We start from the raw sequence: 13,907 nt of genomic DNA on the forward strand, positions 1-13,907 counted from the left end.
AACCTCGGACGGGGTGGCCGCGGTGTTCAGAAGCCAATGTGGGGTCAGTCGACGCTTCGCACGACGTGGCGGAGGCCATGCACGGCCGAGATGCTGGTCCGCTTCGTTCACCAAGGCGCAGCTTGCGCGCCAAGCGCCTGCGCGAAGCACGCCGCGCCATGGCGAGCTGGCGCTGCGAGGCCGGCGATCGTGCCCGATGTGGTCACCGCCCCCCAGCCCGGCGATCAGCCCTGGGTGTGCGCCTTGGCAGTTGCCTGGGCAATGGCCTGGGCCGCTTCGTGCACCAGGGCCGGGCCCTTGTAGATCAGCCCGGTGTAGATCTGCACGGCGTCGGCGCCGGCACGGAGCTTGGTCACGGCGTCGGCGCCCGAGCCGATGCCGCCCACGCCGATGAGGGGAAAGTCGGGGCCGAGCGCGGCCCGCAGCTGCCGGATGACGGCGTTGCTGGCCGCGAAGACCGGCTTGCCCGAGAGGCCGCCCGCTTCGCCCGCATGGCGGTGGCTGGCCACGGCGTCGCGGTTCAGCGTGGTGTTGGTGGCGATCACGCCCAGGCGCTGCGTGGGCTGGCCGCTGTCGGCGTCGCAGCCATGGCGCTTGAGCGTGGCGGCGATGACGGCGACCTGGGCGTCGTCGAGGTCGGGCGCGATCTTGACGAACAAGGGCTTCTCGGCGCCGTGCTCCTGCGCCAGCTCGGCGCGGCGGCCCATCAGCGTGGCCAGCAGCGCGTCCAGGGCCTCGTCGCCCTGCAGCTCGCGCAGGTTCTTGGTGTTGGGGCTTGAGATGTTGACCGTCACGTAGTCGGCATGGGGGTAGACGCCGGCCAGGCCGATCAGGTAGTCGTCGGTGGCCCGCTCGATGGGGGTGGCGGCGTTCTTGCCGATGTTCAGCCCCAGGCGCATGCGCGTGGCCGTGGCGCGGGCGCCGGGCTGGCGGCAGCGCGCCGCCTTCACGTTGCGCACAAAGGCCTGCAGCCCGTCGTTGTTGAAGCCCAGGCGGTTGATGAGCGCGTCGTGCTCGGGCAGGCGGAACATGCGGGGTTTGGGGTTGCCGGGCTGGGCCAGCGGGGTGACGGTGCCGACTTCGACCAGGCCGAAGCCCATGGCGGCAAAGGCGTCGATGCAGCGCGCGTTCTTGTCCAGCCCCGCGGCCAGGCCCACGCGGTTGGGCAGGTCCATGCCGGCCAGGCGGATCGGGTCGTTCACCTGCGGGTTGCCCCAGGCGCAGGCCAGGGGGCTGTGCTGCAGCTTGGCCAGCGCATCCATCATGTGCTCGTGGGCGGATTCGGGGTCCATGGCAAAGAGCGCAGGGCGAAGCAGGGCGTAGGGCAGTGGCATTGGTCGGATAATTCGGGGTTTTTGGGCGCCGAAGGCAAGGCTTCGCGCGTTGAACTGGCACGGATTTTCTCAAATGACGCAAGACGAACTCAAAACATGGGTGGGGCAGGCCGCGCTGCGGTACGTGGTGCCGGGCGAGATCGTGGGCGTGGGCACGGGCTCCACGGTGAACAAGTTCATCGATGCCCTGGCCGGCATGGCCGGGCAGATCCAGGGCGCGGTGTCCAGCTCCGAGGCCTCGACCGCGCGCCTGCGGGCCATCGGCATCCCGGTGTTTGACGCCAACGAGGTGGGCGAGCTGGGCGTCTACGTCGACGGGGCGGACGAGATCGACGGCCGCGGCTACATGGTCAAGGGCGGCGGCGCCGCGCTCACGCGCGAGAAGATCGTTGCGGCCCAGGCGCGGCAGTTCGTCTGCATCGCCGACGAGTCCAAGCGGGTGCAGACGCTGGGGGCGTTTCCGCTGCCGGTCGAGGTCATCCCCATGGCTGCGCAGGCCGTGGCGCGCCGCTTTGCCGCCGGCGTGCAGGGCACGCGTGGCGAGGCCACGCTGCGCCTGAAGGACGGCGCCCCGCTGGTGACCGACAACGGCCAGCACATCCTCGACGTGCGCGGCCTGCAGATCACCGATCCGCTGGCGTTCGAGCGCGAGGTCAACCAGTGGCCGGGCGTGGTGACGGTGGGGGTGTTCGCCAACCAGCGTGCTCACGTGTGCCTGTTGGGCACGGCCCAAGGGGTGCAGACGCTGACCTTCGCCTGACGCGAAGCCGCGAACGGTGGGCGAGGAGTTGCTGCAGTTGAGGTGACAGGCCCCTGCCGCTGGCCAAGGCTTCATGCCCGCACGGCACGCGGTGCAGTCTTGGCATCAGATACAAGCCAATTTTTTGCAGTATGCATCCATCACCGATGGATCATGAACGGAAATTGGCTTATACCCCATCGGTGAATCGTGAGTGCTCACGGCCTGATGCGGGATGCGCCGGGCAGGCGCGGGCCCCGAACCGTGGGCAAGCGCCGCGCCCACCCATCTGCCCGTTCATGGGCCGAGCAGCAGATCCAGACGTCGAGCCCGGCCCGCGGTGATGGCGGAGGCGCGGGCTTGGGCGGCCTGCTGGGCCACCTCACGTCTTGCCCGCACGCGGCGCGACGTGGAACGAGCAACCATCCCGAATGCAGAGCGTCTGAGGCCGCCAGCGCATGAGTGGTGGGTTTCGCCGCGTGCGGCGGGCGCGTCAGCTGCAGCGGTGCATGACCACCGTTCGAGCGGGCAGCAAAAAGCCCCGAGCGTTGGCGCGTCGGGGCTCGAAGTCGGGGGTGGCAGCGCTTACTTCTTGCCGCTGACCAGGCCGTAGATGAACAGCACGACGATGGCGCCGATGACCGAGGCGATGAAGCCGGCCGACTGACCGGGCTGGTACAGGCCAATGGCCTGGCCGCCGTAGGTGGCCGCCAGAGAACCCACGACGCCCAGCACGATGGTCATGATCCACCCCATGGCGTCGTTGCCGGGCTTGATGGCGCGAGCGATCAGGCCGACGACGAGGCCAATGAGGATGGTCCAGATGATGCTCATGACGAGTCCTTTCGGTGTGACGATGCGCCGAGTCTAGCCAATGTGTGCGTGTCGGCTGTGACGCCTGGGATGCCCGGTGCGGGGAATCGAGGGATATGCACGCGCGCGCCGGTCCAGCGAAGGCGGCCACGGCGGTGGCGCGGGCGGCCGGTGTGCGGTGCAGCCGACTGGCAACGGTCTGCGTCGGCGGACGCCTGCAGGATCGGCGGTCATTGATGCGGTCATCGACCCTCCAGGCGGGCCCAGCGCCAGGGCCGCGAGACCCGGCCCCATGGCCATCGTGGGCACGCTGTCGCGGCGGGGTGCCCGCAGCTTGGCTGACCGCACGGATGTGGCAGCAAGCTGGCCTGCTGCCTGCCACCTGCCACCTGCCACCTGCCACCTGCCTCCTGCCTCCTGCCTCCTGCCTCCTGCCTCGAATTGATGAATGGAGTATGAGGTGTTTGCCGTTTCTGGAGAAACGGGATTGAGTCTATACCCCAACGAACATGCAGGCGAGGAACATCAACCGGCAAGAAAAAACCCCGTCGCGGGACGGGGTTGTGCAGGGAGTCAGGCCTGAGCTTATTCAGCCACGCTGACGAAGTCCTTCATGTTGGCCGACACGACGCCGAGGTTGTACATCGAGTCGCCGAAGTTCATCTCGATCTGCGTCAGGTACTTGAAGTAATGGCTGCCCACGTACTCGTCGGTGATGCCGATGCCGCCATGCAGCTGCACGGCGTTCTGGCCGAGGAAACGGGCTGAGTTGCCGATCTGCACCTTGGTGCGGGCCAGGGCCGTCTTGCGGTCGTCGGCCGACTGGGTCAGCTTCAGGGTGCCGTAGTAGCTCATCGAGCGACCGAGTTCCAGGGCCATCTTCATCTCGGCCATGCGGAAACGCAGGCCCTGGAAGGTGGACAGCGCCACGCCGAACTGCTTGCGCTGGTTCAGGTAGTCGGCGGTCAGGGCCATGAACTTGTCCATGGCGCCCACGGCCTGGGCCGAGACGCCGGCGATGCCCACGTCCACGGCGTGCTGCAGAGCCGCAGCGCCGTCGGCCGTGATCAGCGTGGCGGTGGCGCCGTTCAGCGTCAGGTCGCCCGCGCGCGAGCCGTCCTGCGTGACGTAGCCGGTGGTGGCCACGCCTTGAGCCGAACGCTCGACCAGGAACAGGGCCACCTTGCCGTCGGCCACGGCGGGCACGATGAAGGCGTCAGCCTGGTCGGCGGCGGGCACCACGCCCTTTTGGCCGGTGACGGTCCAGGCGCCGCCGGCTTGCGTGGCCTTGGCGTCGACCTTGGTCAGGTCGTAGCGGGCCTTGCGTTCCTGGTAGGCCAGCACGATCAAGGCTTCGCCCGAGGCGACCTTGGGCAGCCAGGCGCCTTGCACGGCTTCAGGGGCATAGCTGGAGAGCACCACGCCGCTGATGATGGCTTGCACCAGGGGCTCGAGCACCATGCCGCGGCCGGCTTCTTCGAGCACCACCATGGCGTCGATCGGGCCCAGGCCCATGCCGCCTTGGGCTTCGGGCACGGCCAGGCCGGTCAGGCCGAGTTCGGCCAGCTGGTTCCAGGTGTCGCGCGAGAAGCCACCGGCCGTCACGGCCTTGCGACGCGATTCAAAGTCGTACGCCTTGTCCACCCACTTGCGAACGGCGTCACGCAGGGCTTGTTGGTCTTCTGAGAAATCGAAATCCATGTTAACAGTCTCCTTAGCCCAGCACGGTCTGCGCGATGATGATGCGTTGCACTTCGGTCGAACCACCGTAGATGGTCGTCTTGCGCATGTTGAAGTAGGCCGGGGCCAGGGGAGCCAGGGCCTGGATGGCCTGGTCGCCTTGCCAGCCCGCTTCCATGGCTTCGCGCATGTAGGGCAGGCTGTAGGGGCCGGCGGCCAGCATCATCAGCTCGGTGTAGCGCTGCTGGATCTCGGAGCCCTTGATCTTCAGCAGGCCGGCGATGTCCAGCGAGTTCTTGCCCGACTTTTCAGCCGACAGGACACGCAGCACCAGCATTTCGAGCGCCAGGATGTCGATCTCGAGCAGGGCGATCTGGTCGCGGAAGCGCTGGTCTTCCCACACGCCTTCGGCCTTGGCCACTTGCTTGAGCTTCTCCAGGGCGTACTTGGAGCGGTTGACGTCGGCGATGTTGGTGCGCTCGTGCGAGAGCAGCAGCTTGGCGTAGGTCCAGCCCTGGTTTTCTTCACCGATCAGGTTTTCGACCGGCACTTCCACGTTGTCGAAGAAGACTTCGTTCACGTCGAAGCCGCCGTCCAGCAGCTTGATGGGACGCACGGTCACGCCAGGCGACTTCATGTCGACCAGCAGGAAGGAGATGCCGGCTTGCTGCTTGACTTCGGTGTTGGTGCGCACCAGGCAGAAGATCCAGTCACCGAACTGACCCAGCGTGGTCCAGGTCTTCTGACCGTTGACGATGTACTTGTCGCCCTTGCGCTCGGCGCGCGTCTTCAGCGAGGCCAGGTCAGAGCCCGAACCGGGTTCCGAATAGCCCTGGCTCCACCACACTTCGCCGCTGGCGATGCCAGGCAGGAAGCGCTTTTGTTGCTCGGCGTTGCCATAGGTCATGATGACCGGCGCCACCATCACGGGGCCGAACGGCAGGATGCGCGGGGCACCGGCCGCTGCGCAGGCTTCTTCGAACAGGTGCTTTTGCACTGCGGTCCAGCCCGGGCCACCAAATTCCTTGGACCAGCCGGCGCCGAGCCAGCCTTTTTTGCCCAGGATTTTCTGCCAGGACTGCATGTCCTCCTTGGTCAGTTCCAGGCCGTTTTTTTGTTTGTCGGCCAGAGCCTTGGGCAGGTTGGCGTTGACCCAATCGCGGACTTCGTCGCGAAAGGCGAGTTCTTCAGGGGTGTAGGCAAGATCCATAACGGTTCAGTCTCCAGTCAGAGGGTCGCTTTTATCACAATTTTGAGACAGACTTGGTCTTTTTTGAGACAAGCCCAAGGCTTCACAGAGTGCTTGCAGCTGCGTTTCCAACTCGCTCACGCGGGATTTCAAGGCGCTGATGTCGGCTGCCGTGTCGCTGTCCGGGGTGGCCGGGGCGGGGCTCTGGCCTGCCTGCGCATTGTGATGGGAGCCACCGGTCAGCAACTGCGTCCAGCGTGACTCCCGCTCGCCAACTGTACGGGCTAATCGGGTCACCAATGGACCGCCTTTTTCTGCACTGCGGTTTGCCAGCTCGTCCAGAAAGGCCTCGACCGAGGAAATGTCGGCAAAGCGGTGCCAGCGTTCGGCGTTCAGGCGCAGCTCACCCGCCGTTTGCGGGCCGCGCAGCATCAGCAGGCCCAGCAGCGCAGCCGACTGATCGGGCACGGCCAGCACGCGCGTGAACTGGTGGCTGTACTTGGGGGTTCGGCCACCGCTCACCTCGTGGACGAGGTGGCGCTGCCGCAGCTCGTCCAGCGCGGCCAGCACCTCGGCCTCGGACAGCTGCAGCACGGGGTCGCGGCTGGTTTTCTGGTTGCAGCCTGTCACCAGCCCGTTGAGGGTCATGGGGTAGGTGTCGGGCACGGTGCGGGCTTTTTCCATCAGCGTGCCCAGCACACGGGCCTCGACCGGGGACAGCGGCGTCTGTTGCGGGTCGAACGGGGTGGGGGCGGTGGGGGTGATGTCCATGAGCGCAGATAATTTCGGGTTCCATGAAAAACATCGTCATTCTCATCTCTGGCACGGGCTCCAACATGGCGGCCATCCTGGAGGCCGCCGAACGCCAGCATTGGGAGCGCGAGCACGGCGTGCGCGTGGCCGCCGTGATCAGCAACAAGGCCGATGCCAAGGGGCTGCAGACCGCCGCCTCGCGGGGGGTGGCCACACAGGTGCTCGACCACAAAGCCTACGCCTCGCGCGCGGACTTCGACGCCGCGCTGGCGCAGGCCATCGACGCCTTCGAGCCGGCCCTGGTGGTGCTGGCGGGCTTCATGCGCATCCTGACCGAGGGCTTTGTGCAGCACTACGCCGGGCGGCTGGTCAACATCCACCCCTCGCTGCTGCCGGCATTCGCGGGCCTGCACACGCACCAGCGGGCCATCGACGCCGGCTGCCAGTTCGCGGGCGCCACCGTGCACCTGGTGACGGCCGAGCTCGACAACGGTCCCATCCTGGCGCAGGCCGTGGTGCCGGTCTTGCCGGGCGACACGGCCGATGCGCTGGCCCTGCGCGTGCTGAGCCAGGAGCACGTCATCTACCCGCGCGCTGTGCTGCAGTGGCTCACGCGGCCCGGCACGGCCGCCTGACTCTCGGAGTCTGCGGCTTGCCTCCACCAACGCAGTTCGGTGTGGGTGTGAGGCGGCTTGGGGGGGTGAGCAGGGTCAAGCCCACGTTCGGACGCCTGAGCCGCCGCGGCAGTGCCTGGATCAGGTCGTCGTCGCTTTTTGACCGCAGGTGCGCGGCCCCAGGTGATTGCTGCAGTGCACAATCGGCCCATGCGCAAATCGAGATCCAAGCCCACGTCCCGGCTGCAGGCCGGCAGCCAACCAGGGCCACGCCCTACAGCGCCCCTGGCGCAAGCCGGCAGCGTGCCGGCGACGGACGCGATGTCCCAGGCGGGCGCTCAGGCGGCGCCGGCCACCACGCCTGAACCCGTTGAGACTCCCGCAGCGGCTGAACCGGCTGCAACCCACGCAACGCCTGAACCCGTTGTAACCCACGCAACGCTTGGACCCGCGGCAACCCAAGCGCCGCTGCCCAGCATCGTCGATGGCCAGTCGCAAACCTTCCTGAAGCGCGACCTCAGCCAGGTCACCAAGGCGCTGGTGCTGCAGGGCGGCGGGGCCCTGGGGGCTTACCAGGCCGGCGTGTTCGAAGCACTGCACCGCGACTACAAGGTGCTGGACTGGGTGGCTGGCGTCTCGATCGGCGCCATCAACGGCGCCTTGATCGCGGGCAATGCGCCCGAACGCCGGGTCGAGGCCTTGCAGGCCTTCTGGCGCCAGGTGTCCTCGGCCCCGGGTCAACTGATGCCCCGCTGGGGCGGCGACGAGCAGCTGCTGGCCGAGGCCAGCGCCGGTGCCGCCATGGTGTTTGGCATTCCCGGCATGTTCAACCCGCGGCCCACGCCGCTGTGGCTGTGGGGGCTGGATGCCCCGCTGGCCGGTGTGTACGACACCGCGCCGCTGCGCGAGACCCTGCTCAGGCTGGTCGACTTCGACCGCCTCAACCACGGTGGCGTGCGCTTCTCCGTCGGCGCGGTGAACGTGCGCACCGGCAACTCCATCTACTTCGACAACCGACACCAGACCATTGGCCCCGAGCACATCATGGCCAGTGCCGCGCTGCCGCCGGGCTTTCCGGCCGTGCACATCGACGGCGAGGACTACTGGGACGGTGGCGTCGTCAGCAACACCCCGCTGCAACACGTGCTGGACCAGCAGCCACGCGAGCTGCCGCTGATGGTGCTGCAGGTCGACCTGTTCAGTGCGCGCGGGCCCATGCCGACCACCATCGGCCAGGTCATCGCGCGCCAGAAGGACATTCAGTACTCCAGCCGCACGCGCATGAACTCCAACGTGCTCGAAACGCAGATCAACCTGGGCGAAAAGCTGGCCGCGCTGCTCAAGCGCCTGCCGCCCGAGCTGCAGGACGACCCCGAGGTCCAGCTGCTGCGCCGCCACCTGCACCGCAAGCCGGTCGACATCGTGCACCTCATCTACCGCTCGCAGCGCCCGTTCGCGGCGGCCGACTTCGAGTTCTCGCGCGCGGCCGTGCAATCGCACTGGCAAGCGGGTGTGCGCGACATGCAGCACACGCTGGCCCACCCCGATCTGCTGCGCGTCACCCACGCCCAGGGCGTGACCACCTACGACCTGGCCGACGACGCACACCACCAGGTGCGCCACCGCGTTGCGGCGGGCATGGTGTGAAACGAAATTCAGGCAGTATGGTGTGATTGCCGTTTCATCAGAAACGAGACTGATGCCATACTGCCTGAGTGTGTGACGCGCAAGACGGCACATGGCCACGCATCGGGGCCTGTCCTCACCAGCCCCCGGTCGTGACGGGGGACCTGTGACGAGACCCCCATCCAGGCAGCCGGGGGCCTGACGCGCAAGGCGCCCGCAGGCTCGGGGCTTGAACCCCACGGCCGCGCGGGTGAGGTGAATGCGTTGGTGACGCAGGGCGGACGCACGAGGGTCGTGTGCCGGGTGGTGACGCCGCACCTGCCGACCACGCCCATCGCGTTCAGGCCGTTGGCCCACGGCCGCGAACCCCCTGGACGAGGCTGAACCCGCGCTGGACGTTGTCTGCGTGGCAGGGGGCACGCAGGCCCGGATGGGACAATCGCCGCATGCCCAGCTCCAAACGATCCAGCCCTTCCCGTGCGCCGTCGGCGCAGCACCCGCGTGGCGGCCAGCGGCCGCGCAGCGGTCCGGCGACCGGCCACAGCCTGGTGGACCAGGTGGCGCTGCTGCTCACGCAATTGCGCCAAAGCCCGCAACCGGCCGATGCGCTGCTGGCCGCCCATTTCAAGCAACACCGCAACCTGGGGCCGCGCGAGCGCGGGGCCATCAGCGAGGCCTGCTTTGCCGTGCTGCGCGAGCGCAACTGGTTCACCCACCTGGCCAAGGACGGCCCCGGCGAGGCCGCTGGCCGCACGCGCCGCCTGGCCCTGCTGGCCCTGGCCCACACGGGGGCCGGCGTGGCCGGTGCCACACCCGAGGAGGCGGTCTGGCTGCAGCAGGCTCAGGCCACCGCGCAGCCGGCCAACCTGGACGACCCCATGCGCCACAACCTGCCGCAGTGGCTGGCGCAGCGCCTGCAGGCCCAGCTGGGTGACGAGGCCTGGCCGCTGGCGCAGGCCCTGCTGACGCCGGCGCCGCTCGACGTGCGCGTCAACATCGCCAAAGCCAAGCGATCGGCCTTGGCGGTATCGCTGGCTGCCGATGGTTTTGAGAACGACAGCACGCCGTACTCCCCCTGGGGCTTGCGCATGCAGGGCAAGCCCAGGCTCACGCAGAGCGACGCCTTCCGGCAAGGCGAGATCGAGGTGCAGGACGAAGGCTCGCAGCTGCTGGCCCTGCTCGTCGATGCGCGGCGCGGCGACATGGTGGCCGATTTCTGCGCCGGCGCGGGCGGCAAGACCCTGGCCATGGCGGCCATGATGCGCGACCAGGGCCGCGTCTACGCCTTCGACACCTCGACGCACCGGCTGGAAGGCCTGCAGCCGCGCGCCCTGCGGGCCGGTGTGCGCAACCTCTACCCCATCGCCATCGCCCACGAGGCCGACGAACGCCTGAAAACGCTGGCCGGCAAGATGGACCGCGTGCTCGTCGATGCGCCCTGCACGGGCCTGGGCACGCTGCGCCGCAGCCCCGACCGCAAGTGGCGGCTGTCCGAGGCCGAAGCCGACCAGTACCCCGAGCTGCAGGCGCGCATCCTTACTGCGGCGGCGCGGCTGGTGAAGCCCGGCGGCCGGCTGGTCTACGCCACCTGTAGCCTGCTGCGCGAAGAGAACGAAGACCTGGCCCGGGCTTTCGCGGCCGCGCACCGCGATTTCGAGCCGGTGCCCGTGGCCGAGGTGCTGGCCAAGGCCAAGGTGGCGCAGGCCGAGGCGCTGACACACAGCCTGGGGCCAAGTCGGGTGGAGGCGACGGTCGCCGCGGCGGACGAGGCGGCTTCGGAGCCGGCGACCGCGTCGCGGCTGGCGCCGTCGCCCTACCTGCGGCTGTGGCCTCAGCGCCATGGCACGGACGGCTTTTTTGCCGCCGTGTGGCAGCGCCGCCGCTGAACGGCGCAACGCGTGGCCATCGCCTGCTGCCGACATCGAAGCCGGTGAACGCGTGATGCGGTTGGCGATTTCGGCTCGTCTTCGGCTTCGGTGCGGCCCATCGACCGCAGCGGCAGGGCGCCTGAAGCGCTTGGCCCGCCCCTCCAGGCGGATGGTCTTTACCCATCTCGCCGAGGCGGACCCGCCCTGGGCGTCACGCTGCACGCGGAGCAACCCTGAAGCGGAGACCGACGCCGATGGCCGTGCGCGTCGGTTGGGCGAGGGCCGTGGCCTGCGGGCCTGTGAACCCCGCGTCGTCAGGCGGCCCGCATGCGGTCCAGCACGTCGATGCTGGGTTTTTCAGAGTTCTTGAAGGCAGTATGCGCTTATTGTCGTTGATGTGAAAACGAGAAATGCCACATACTGCTTGCTTTGAAGGCGGCAGCTTTGTGATGCCGCATCAAGCCAGGGCCGTGTCCAGCACCATCATCAGCACGAAACCCACCATCAGGCCGGTGGTGGCGTAGGCCTCGTGGCCCTTGCGGTGCGACTCGGGGATGATTTCGTGGCTGATCACGAACAGCATGGCGCCGGCCGCGAAACCCAGGCCCCACGGCAGCAGCAGGGTCGAGTGGCCGATGATGGCGGCGCCGGCCACGGCGCCCAGCGGCTCGATCAGGCCCGAGGCAATGCCCAGGGCCACGGCATGCAGGCGCGAGTAGCCGGCCGCAAGCAGGGCGGCCGCCACCACAAAGCCCTCGGGCACGTCCTGGATGGCGATGCCGATGGCCAGGGCATTGGCCCGCATGCTGTCGGTGCCGGCGTAGCCCACGCCGATCGCCATGCCCTCGGGCAGGTTGTGCAGGGCAATGGCGAACACGAACAGCCAGACGCGGCGCAACTGCCGGCCGTCCGCCCCCTCGGGGCCTTTGATGAAGTGCTCGTGCGGCAGCAGGCGGTCCATCAGCAGCAGGGCGGCACCGCCCAGCAGGATGGCCATGCCGACGATGCTGCCCGCCGCCCAGGGGCTGCCGCCCCAGATGCCGGAAGCCTCGGCGGCTTCGAGCCCGGGCAGCACGAGTGAGAACGCGCAGGCCGCGAGCATGACGCCGGCGCCAAAGCCGAACAGGGTGTCCTGCACCCGTTCGGAAGGCCGGTGCGACACGAGCACGGGGATGGTGCCCAGTGCCGTGGCGAGCGCGGCGATGCTGCCGCCCAGCAGGGCGGCCCGAACCGAGGGCTGGTGCAGCAGCGCGTCCCAGAGCATGGCGCAGGTGACCAGCACGCCGGCGGCGCAAATCGCCAGGCCGATCAGGGTCTGCAGCCGGAACGGCCCCAGGCGCAGCGCGGGTCGGCCGGCGTGGGTAGCTGCAGGGCCGTCGTTCGGGTGGTCGGGCATGGCAGGCCTTCAGCGCGGCTGGGCGGCGGCGTAGCGGCGGGCGACCTCGGCCCAGTCGACGACGTTGTAGAAGGCGGCGATGTACTCGGGGCGGCGGTTCTGGTACTTGAGGTAATAAGCGTGCTCCCACACGTCCAGGCCCAGGATGGGGGTGTTGCCCGAGGCGATGCCGGCCATCAGCGGGTTGTCCTGGTTGGCGCTGCTTTCGACGCCGAGCTTGCCCTGGGCGTTCACGGTGAGCCAGGCCCAGCCGCTGCCGAAGCGGCTCAGGGCGGCTTTGGTGAAGGCGTCCTTGAAGGCGTCGAAGCCGCCCAGGTCAGCCGTGATGGCGGTGGCCAGGTCACCTTGGGGCTGGCCGCCGCCCTGGGGCGACATCACGAGCCAGAACAGGCTGTGGTTGGCATGGCCACCGCCGTTGTTGCGCACCGCGGCGCGCACGCCTTCGGGCAGCGCGTCGATCTGGGCGATCAGCGTTTCCACCGGCAGGTCGGCGTGCGGCGTGCCCTCCAGGGCCGCGTTCAGGTTGTTCACATAGGTCTGGTGGTGCTTGGTGTGGTGGATTTCCATGGTTTGCGCATCGATGTGGGGCTCGAGCGCGGTGTAGGCATAGCTCAGGGTGGGCAGGGTGTAGGGCATGACGCGTCCTGTGGTGGTGAAAGGGAAAGAGCAGTCCAAGGTCCGTGCCTCATTGCAGCCGGCGGCCGGGCCAGCGGCTGGCCTGGGCTTCGACCGGCGGCGGGGGCTTGGACACCGCCGCGTGCGAGCCAGCTGGGCGCGATGCGGGGCCGGGCAGTTCGCGCTGGGCGGCCAGCAGGTGGTGCAGCTGGCGGCCGATGGCGCCCTGCAACGCGGCGGGGGCGGTGTCGTCGTGCAGCCGATGGGTCAGGTCCTGCCATGCGGCCTGCAGGCACTGCGCCGCGCTCGCGGTCTGGCCCAGGTCGACATGGCAGCCGGCGAGGTTCAGGTGGGCCACGATGAATGCCGCCACGCGGTGGTCGTCGACCACCTCGCCGACGGGCAGGTCCAACAGCTGCCGCGCCACCTGGGTCGCTTCGTCGTGGCGGATCAAGGCCGGCAGCGGGCGGTGTGCGCGGCTGTGGTCCAGGCCAGCGCGGCTGAGCCGCTGCCAGCGCGCAAGCAGCGGGTGGTCGGGCACGGATTCAGGCTTGGTCGGAGGGCAGGGCCTGGGCGTGTCCGTCATGGTGTGTCCCCGGCGGCGGTGCGGGGGGCGCGGGCCGTCAGCGGCACCGCGTCGGGGTGGTTCACCCGCACGCAGGTCTGGCCCAGGCGTTTGCAATCGTCGCCGTCGCGCCAGAAGTCGTCGTGGCTGACGCAGCCCGTCTGGCAGAGCACCAGGTCGATCGCCAGCAGGCCGTGGTGCAACCAGTGCTGGGCCCACTCGGGGGCAATGGGGCTGGCTTCGCAGGTGATCAGCTGGCCGCGGTTGGGCGCCAGGCTGGTGTCGCGTGCCAGGGCCCGATCCTCGCGTTCCCACGCCATGAGGGTGCCCTGCAGGATGAGCATGGCGCGCAGGCGCATCAGGTGGGTCTGCAGGCGCGCCACTTCCTGGGTCTTGCCTTGCATCAGGTCGGCCCAGCGCCGCTGCAGCTCGCCATAGCGACGCAGCAGCACCGCATGCTCGCGGGCCAACTGATTGACGTCTTCCGAAAATGACACCCAGCTTCTCCATGTCCGCGGCAACCGCGGCGCGGTGACGGCGCGTCTCTGTTGCACACGGGTGCCTGAGCATATCAAATGCTAATGATTCTCATTAATTTCCATGGAGTCGGCAGTGTTTTGCGGTGTGCCAGGCGACGGGAAGGAGGTCAAGTGGGGGCGCGCCTTGTCGCGTCTGACGTCGCGCCCTCGGCTGCGCAGGGCCTGCACGCCGGCAG

The 13,907-nt window shown here is 68.6% G+C and carries 13 protein-coding genes; 4 read left to right on the plus strand and 9 right to left on the minus strand.

Features of this window, described 5'->3' with window-relative positions; genetic code table 11:
- Positions 1-224: 224 nt before the first annotated feature.
- The gene (locus CCO03_RS06150; RefSeq protein WP_418236041.1) at positions 225-1,292 is read right to left on the minus strand and encodes a quinone-dependent dihydroorotate dehydrogenase; all 1,068 of its coding nucleotides are present in this window, start codon (positions 1,290-1,292) and stop codon (positions 225-227) included.
- Positions 1,293-1,407: 115 nt separating this feature from the next.
- Here CCO03_RS06150 and rpiA point away from each other — a divergent pair, with 115 nt between their 5' ends.
- Entirely contained in the window at positions 1,408-2,094 is a 687-nt protein-coding gene (rpiA, locus tag CCO03_RS06155; protein ID WP_087278626.1) for a ribose-5-phosphate isomerase RpiA, read from the plus strand.
- Between the two features lie 564 nt (positions 2,095-2,658).
- On the opposite strand, the gene CCO03_RS06160 is transcribed toward rpiA, so the two are convergent.
- The 4 genes from CCO03_RS06160 to CCO03_RS06175 all read right to left on the minus strand — a co-directional run bounded on the left by CCO03_RS06160 (position 2,659) and on the right by CCO03_RS06175 (position 6,526).
- Positions 2,659-2,907 carry a GlsB/YeaQ/YmgE family stress response membrane protein gene (locus CCO03_RS06160; RefSeq protein WP_087278629.1) on the minus strand — a complete coding sequence of 83 codons (249 nt, stop codon included), beginning with the start codon at positions 2,905-2,907 and terminating at the stop codon, positions 2,659-2,661.
- 564 nt (positions 2,908-3,471) lie between these two features.
- On the minus strand, positions 3,472-4,587 hold the full coding sequence (locus tag CCO03_RS06165) for an acyl-CoA dehydrogenase family protein (RefSeq protein ID WP_087278632.1): 1,116 nt from the start codon (positions 4,585-4,587) through the stop codon (positions 3,472-3,474).
- Positions 4,588-4,600: 13 nt separating this feature from the next.
- Positions 4,601-5,776, minus strand: coding sequence for an acyl-CoA dehydrogenase family protein (locus CCO03_RS06170; protein ID WP_087278635.1), 1,176 nt, complete (start codon positions 5,774-5,776; stop codon positions 4,601-4,603).
- 6 nt (positions 5,777-5,782) lie between these two features.
- Positions 5,783-6,526: a YceH family protein gene (locus CCO03_RS06175; protein WP_087278638.1), complete on the minus strand. Its 744-nt coding sequence runs from the start codon at positions 6,524-6,526 to the stop codon at positions 5,783-5,785.
- Positions 6,527-6,549: 23 nt separating this feature from the next.
- Here CCO03_RS06175 and purN point away from each other — a divergent pair, with 23 nt between their 5' ends.
- The 3 genes from purN to CCO03_RS06190 all read left to right on the plus strand — a co-directional run bounded on the left by purN (position 6,550) and on the right by CCO03_RS06190 (position 10,634).
- Positions 6,550-7,143 carry a phosphoribosylglycinamide formyltransferase gene (gene purN / locus CCO03_RS06180; RefSeq protein WP_087278642.1) on the plus strand — a complete coding sequence of 198 codons (594 nt, stop codon included), beginning with the start codon at positions 6,550-6,552 and terminating at the stop codon, positions 7,141-7,143.
- Positions 7,144-7,332: 189 nt separating this feature from the next.
- Positions 7,333-8,769 (plus strand): patatin-like phospholipase family protein, encoded by a 1,437-nt coding sequence (locus CCO03_RS06185; protein WP_236904046.1) that lies wholly within the window; start codon positions 7,333-7,335, stop codon positions 8,767-8,769.
- Between the two features lie 425 nt (positions 8,770-9,194).
- Positions 9,195-10,634 (plus strand): RsmB/NOP family class I SAM-dependent RNA methyltransferase, encoded by a 1,440-nt coding sequence (locus CCO03_RS06190; protein ID WP_087278648.1) that lies wholly within the window; start codon positions 9,195-9,197, stop codon positions 10,632-10,634.
- Between the two features lie 439 nt (positions 10,635-11,073).
- On the opposite strand, the gene CCO03_RS06195 is transcribed toward CCO03_RS06190, so the two are convergent.
- The 4 genes from CCO03_RS06195 to CCO03_RS06210 are packed head-to-tail and all read right to left on the minus strand — an operon-like array spanning position 11,074 to position 13,689.
- Positions 11,074-12,012, minus strand: coding sequence for a ZIP family metal transporter (locus CCO03_RS06195; protein WP_087278650.1), 939 nt, complete (start codon positions 12,010-12,012; stop codon positions 11,074-11,076).
- A gap of 9 nt (positions 12,013-12,021) precedes the next feature.
- On the minus strand, positions 12,022-12,648 hold the full coding sequence (locus CCO03_RS06200; protein WP_087278654.1) for a superoxide dismutase: 627 nt from the start codon (positions 12,646-12,648) through the stop codon (positions 12,022-12,024).
- Positions 12,649-12,697: 49 nt separating this feature from the next.
- Positions 12,698-13,213, minus strand: a complete 516-nt coding sequence (locus tag CCO03_RS06205) for a hypothetical protein (protein WP_157667529.1) — start codon at positions 13,211-13,213, stop codon at positions 12,698-12,700.
- Complete coding sequence (locus tag CCO03_RS06210) at positions 13,210-13,689, minus strand: hypothetical protein (protein WP_157667530.1); 480 nt, start codon at positions 13,687-13,689, stop codon at positions 13,210-13,212. Before CCO03_RS06210 ends, CCO03_RS06205 begins: the two co-directional genes overlap by 4 nt.
- Positions 13,690-13,907: the final 218 nt, after the last annotated feature.

The organism is Comamonas serinivorans (genome assembly GCF_002158865.1).
GTDB lineage: Bacteria > Pseudomonadota > Gammaproteobacteria > Burkholderiales > Burkholderiaceae_C > Comamonas_E > Comamonas_E serinivorans.

What these genes read in the sequence shown, in the direction of transcription:
- CCO03_RS06195 (WP_087278650.1), bottom strand. Translation starts at nt 12,012, where the DNA reads ATGCCCGACCACCCGAACGACGGCCCTGCAGCTACCCACGCCGGCCGA.
- CCO03_RS06185 (WP_236904046.1), top strand. Translation starts at nt 7,333, where the DNA reads ATGCGCAAATCGAGATCCAAGCCCACGTCCCGGCTGCAGGCCGGCAGC.
- rpiA (WP_087278626.1), top strand. Translation starts at nt 1,408, where the DNA reads ATGACGCAAGACGAACTCAAAACATGGGTGGGGCAGGCCGCGCTGCGG.
- CCO03_RS06190 (WP_087278648.1), top strand. Translation starts at nt 9,195, where the DNA reads ATGCCCAGCTCCAAACGATCCAGCCCTTCCCGTGCGCCGTCGGCGCAG.
- purN (WP_087278642.1), top strand. Translation starts at nt 6,550, where the DNA reads ATGAAAAACATCGTCATTCTCATCTCTGGCACGGGCTCCAACATGGCG.
- CCO03_RS06150 (WP_418236041.1), bottom strand. Translation starts at nt 1,292, where the DNA reads ATGGACCCCGAATCCGCCCACGAGCACATGATGGATGCGCTGGCCAAG.
- CCO03_RS06170 (WP_087278635.1), bottom strand. Translation starts at nt 5,776, where the DNA reads ATGGATCTTGCCTACACCCCTGAAGAACTCGCCTTTCGCGACGAAGTC.
- CCO03_RS06205 (WP_157667529.1), bottom strand. Translation starts at nt 13,213, where the DNA reads ATGACGGACACGCCCAGGCCCTGCCCTCCGACCAAGCCTGAATCCGTG.
- CCO03_RS06160 (WP_087278629.1), bottom strand. Translation starts at nt 2,907, where the DNA reads ATGAGCATCATCTGGACCATCCTCATTGGCCTCGTCGTCGGCCTGATC.
- CCO03_RS06165 (WP_087278632.1), bottom strand. Translation starts at nt 4,587, where the DNA reads ATGGATTTCGATTTCTCAGAAGACCAACAAGCCCTGCGTGACGCCGTT.
- CCO03_RS06175 (WP_087278638.1), bottom strand. Translation starts at nt 6,526, where the DNA reads ATGGACATCACCCCCACCGCCCCCACCCCGTTCGACCCGCAACAGACG.
- CCO03_RS06200 (WP_087278654.1), bottom strand. Translation starts at nt 12,648, where the DNA reads ATGCCCTACACCCTGCCCACCCTGAGCTATGCCTACACCGCGCTCGAG.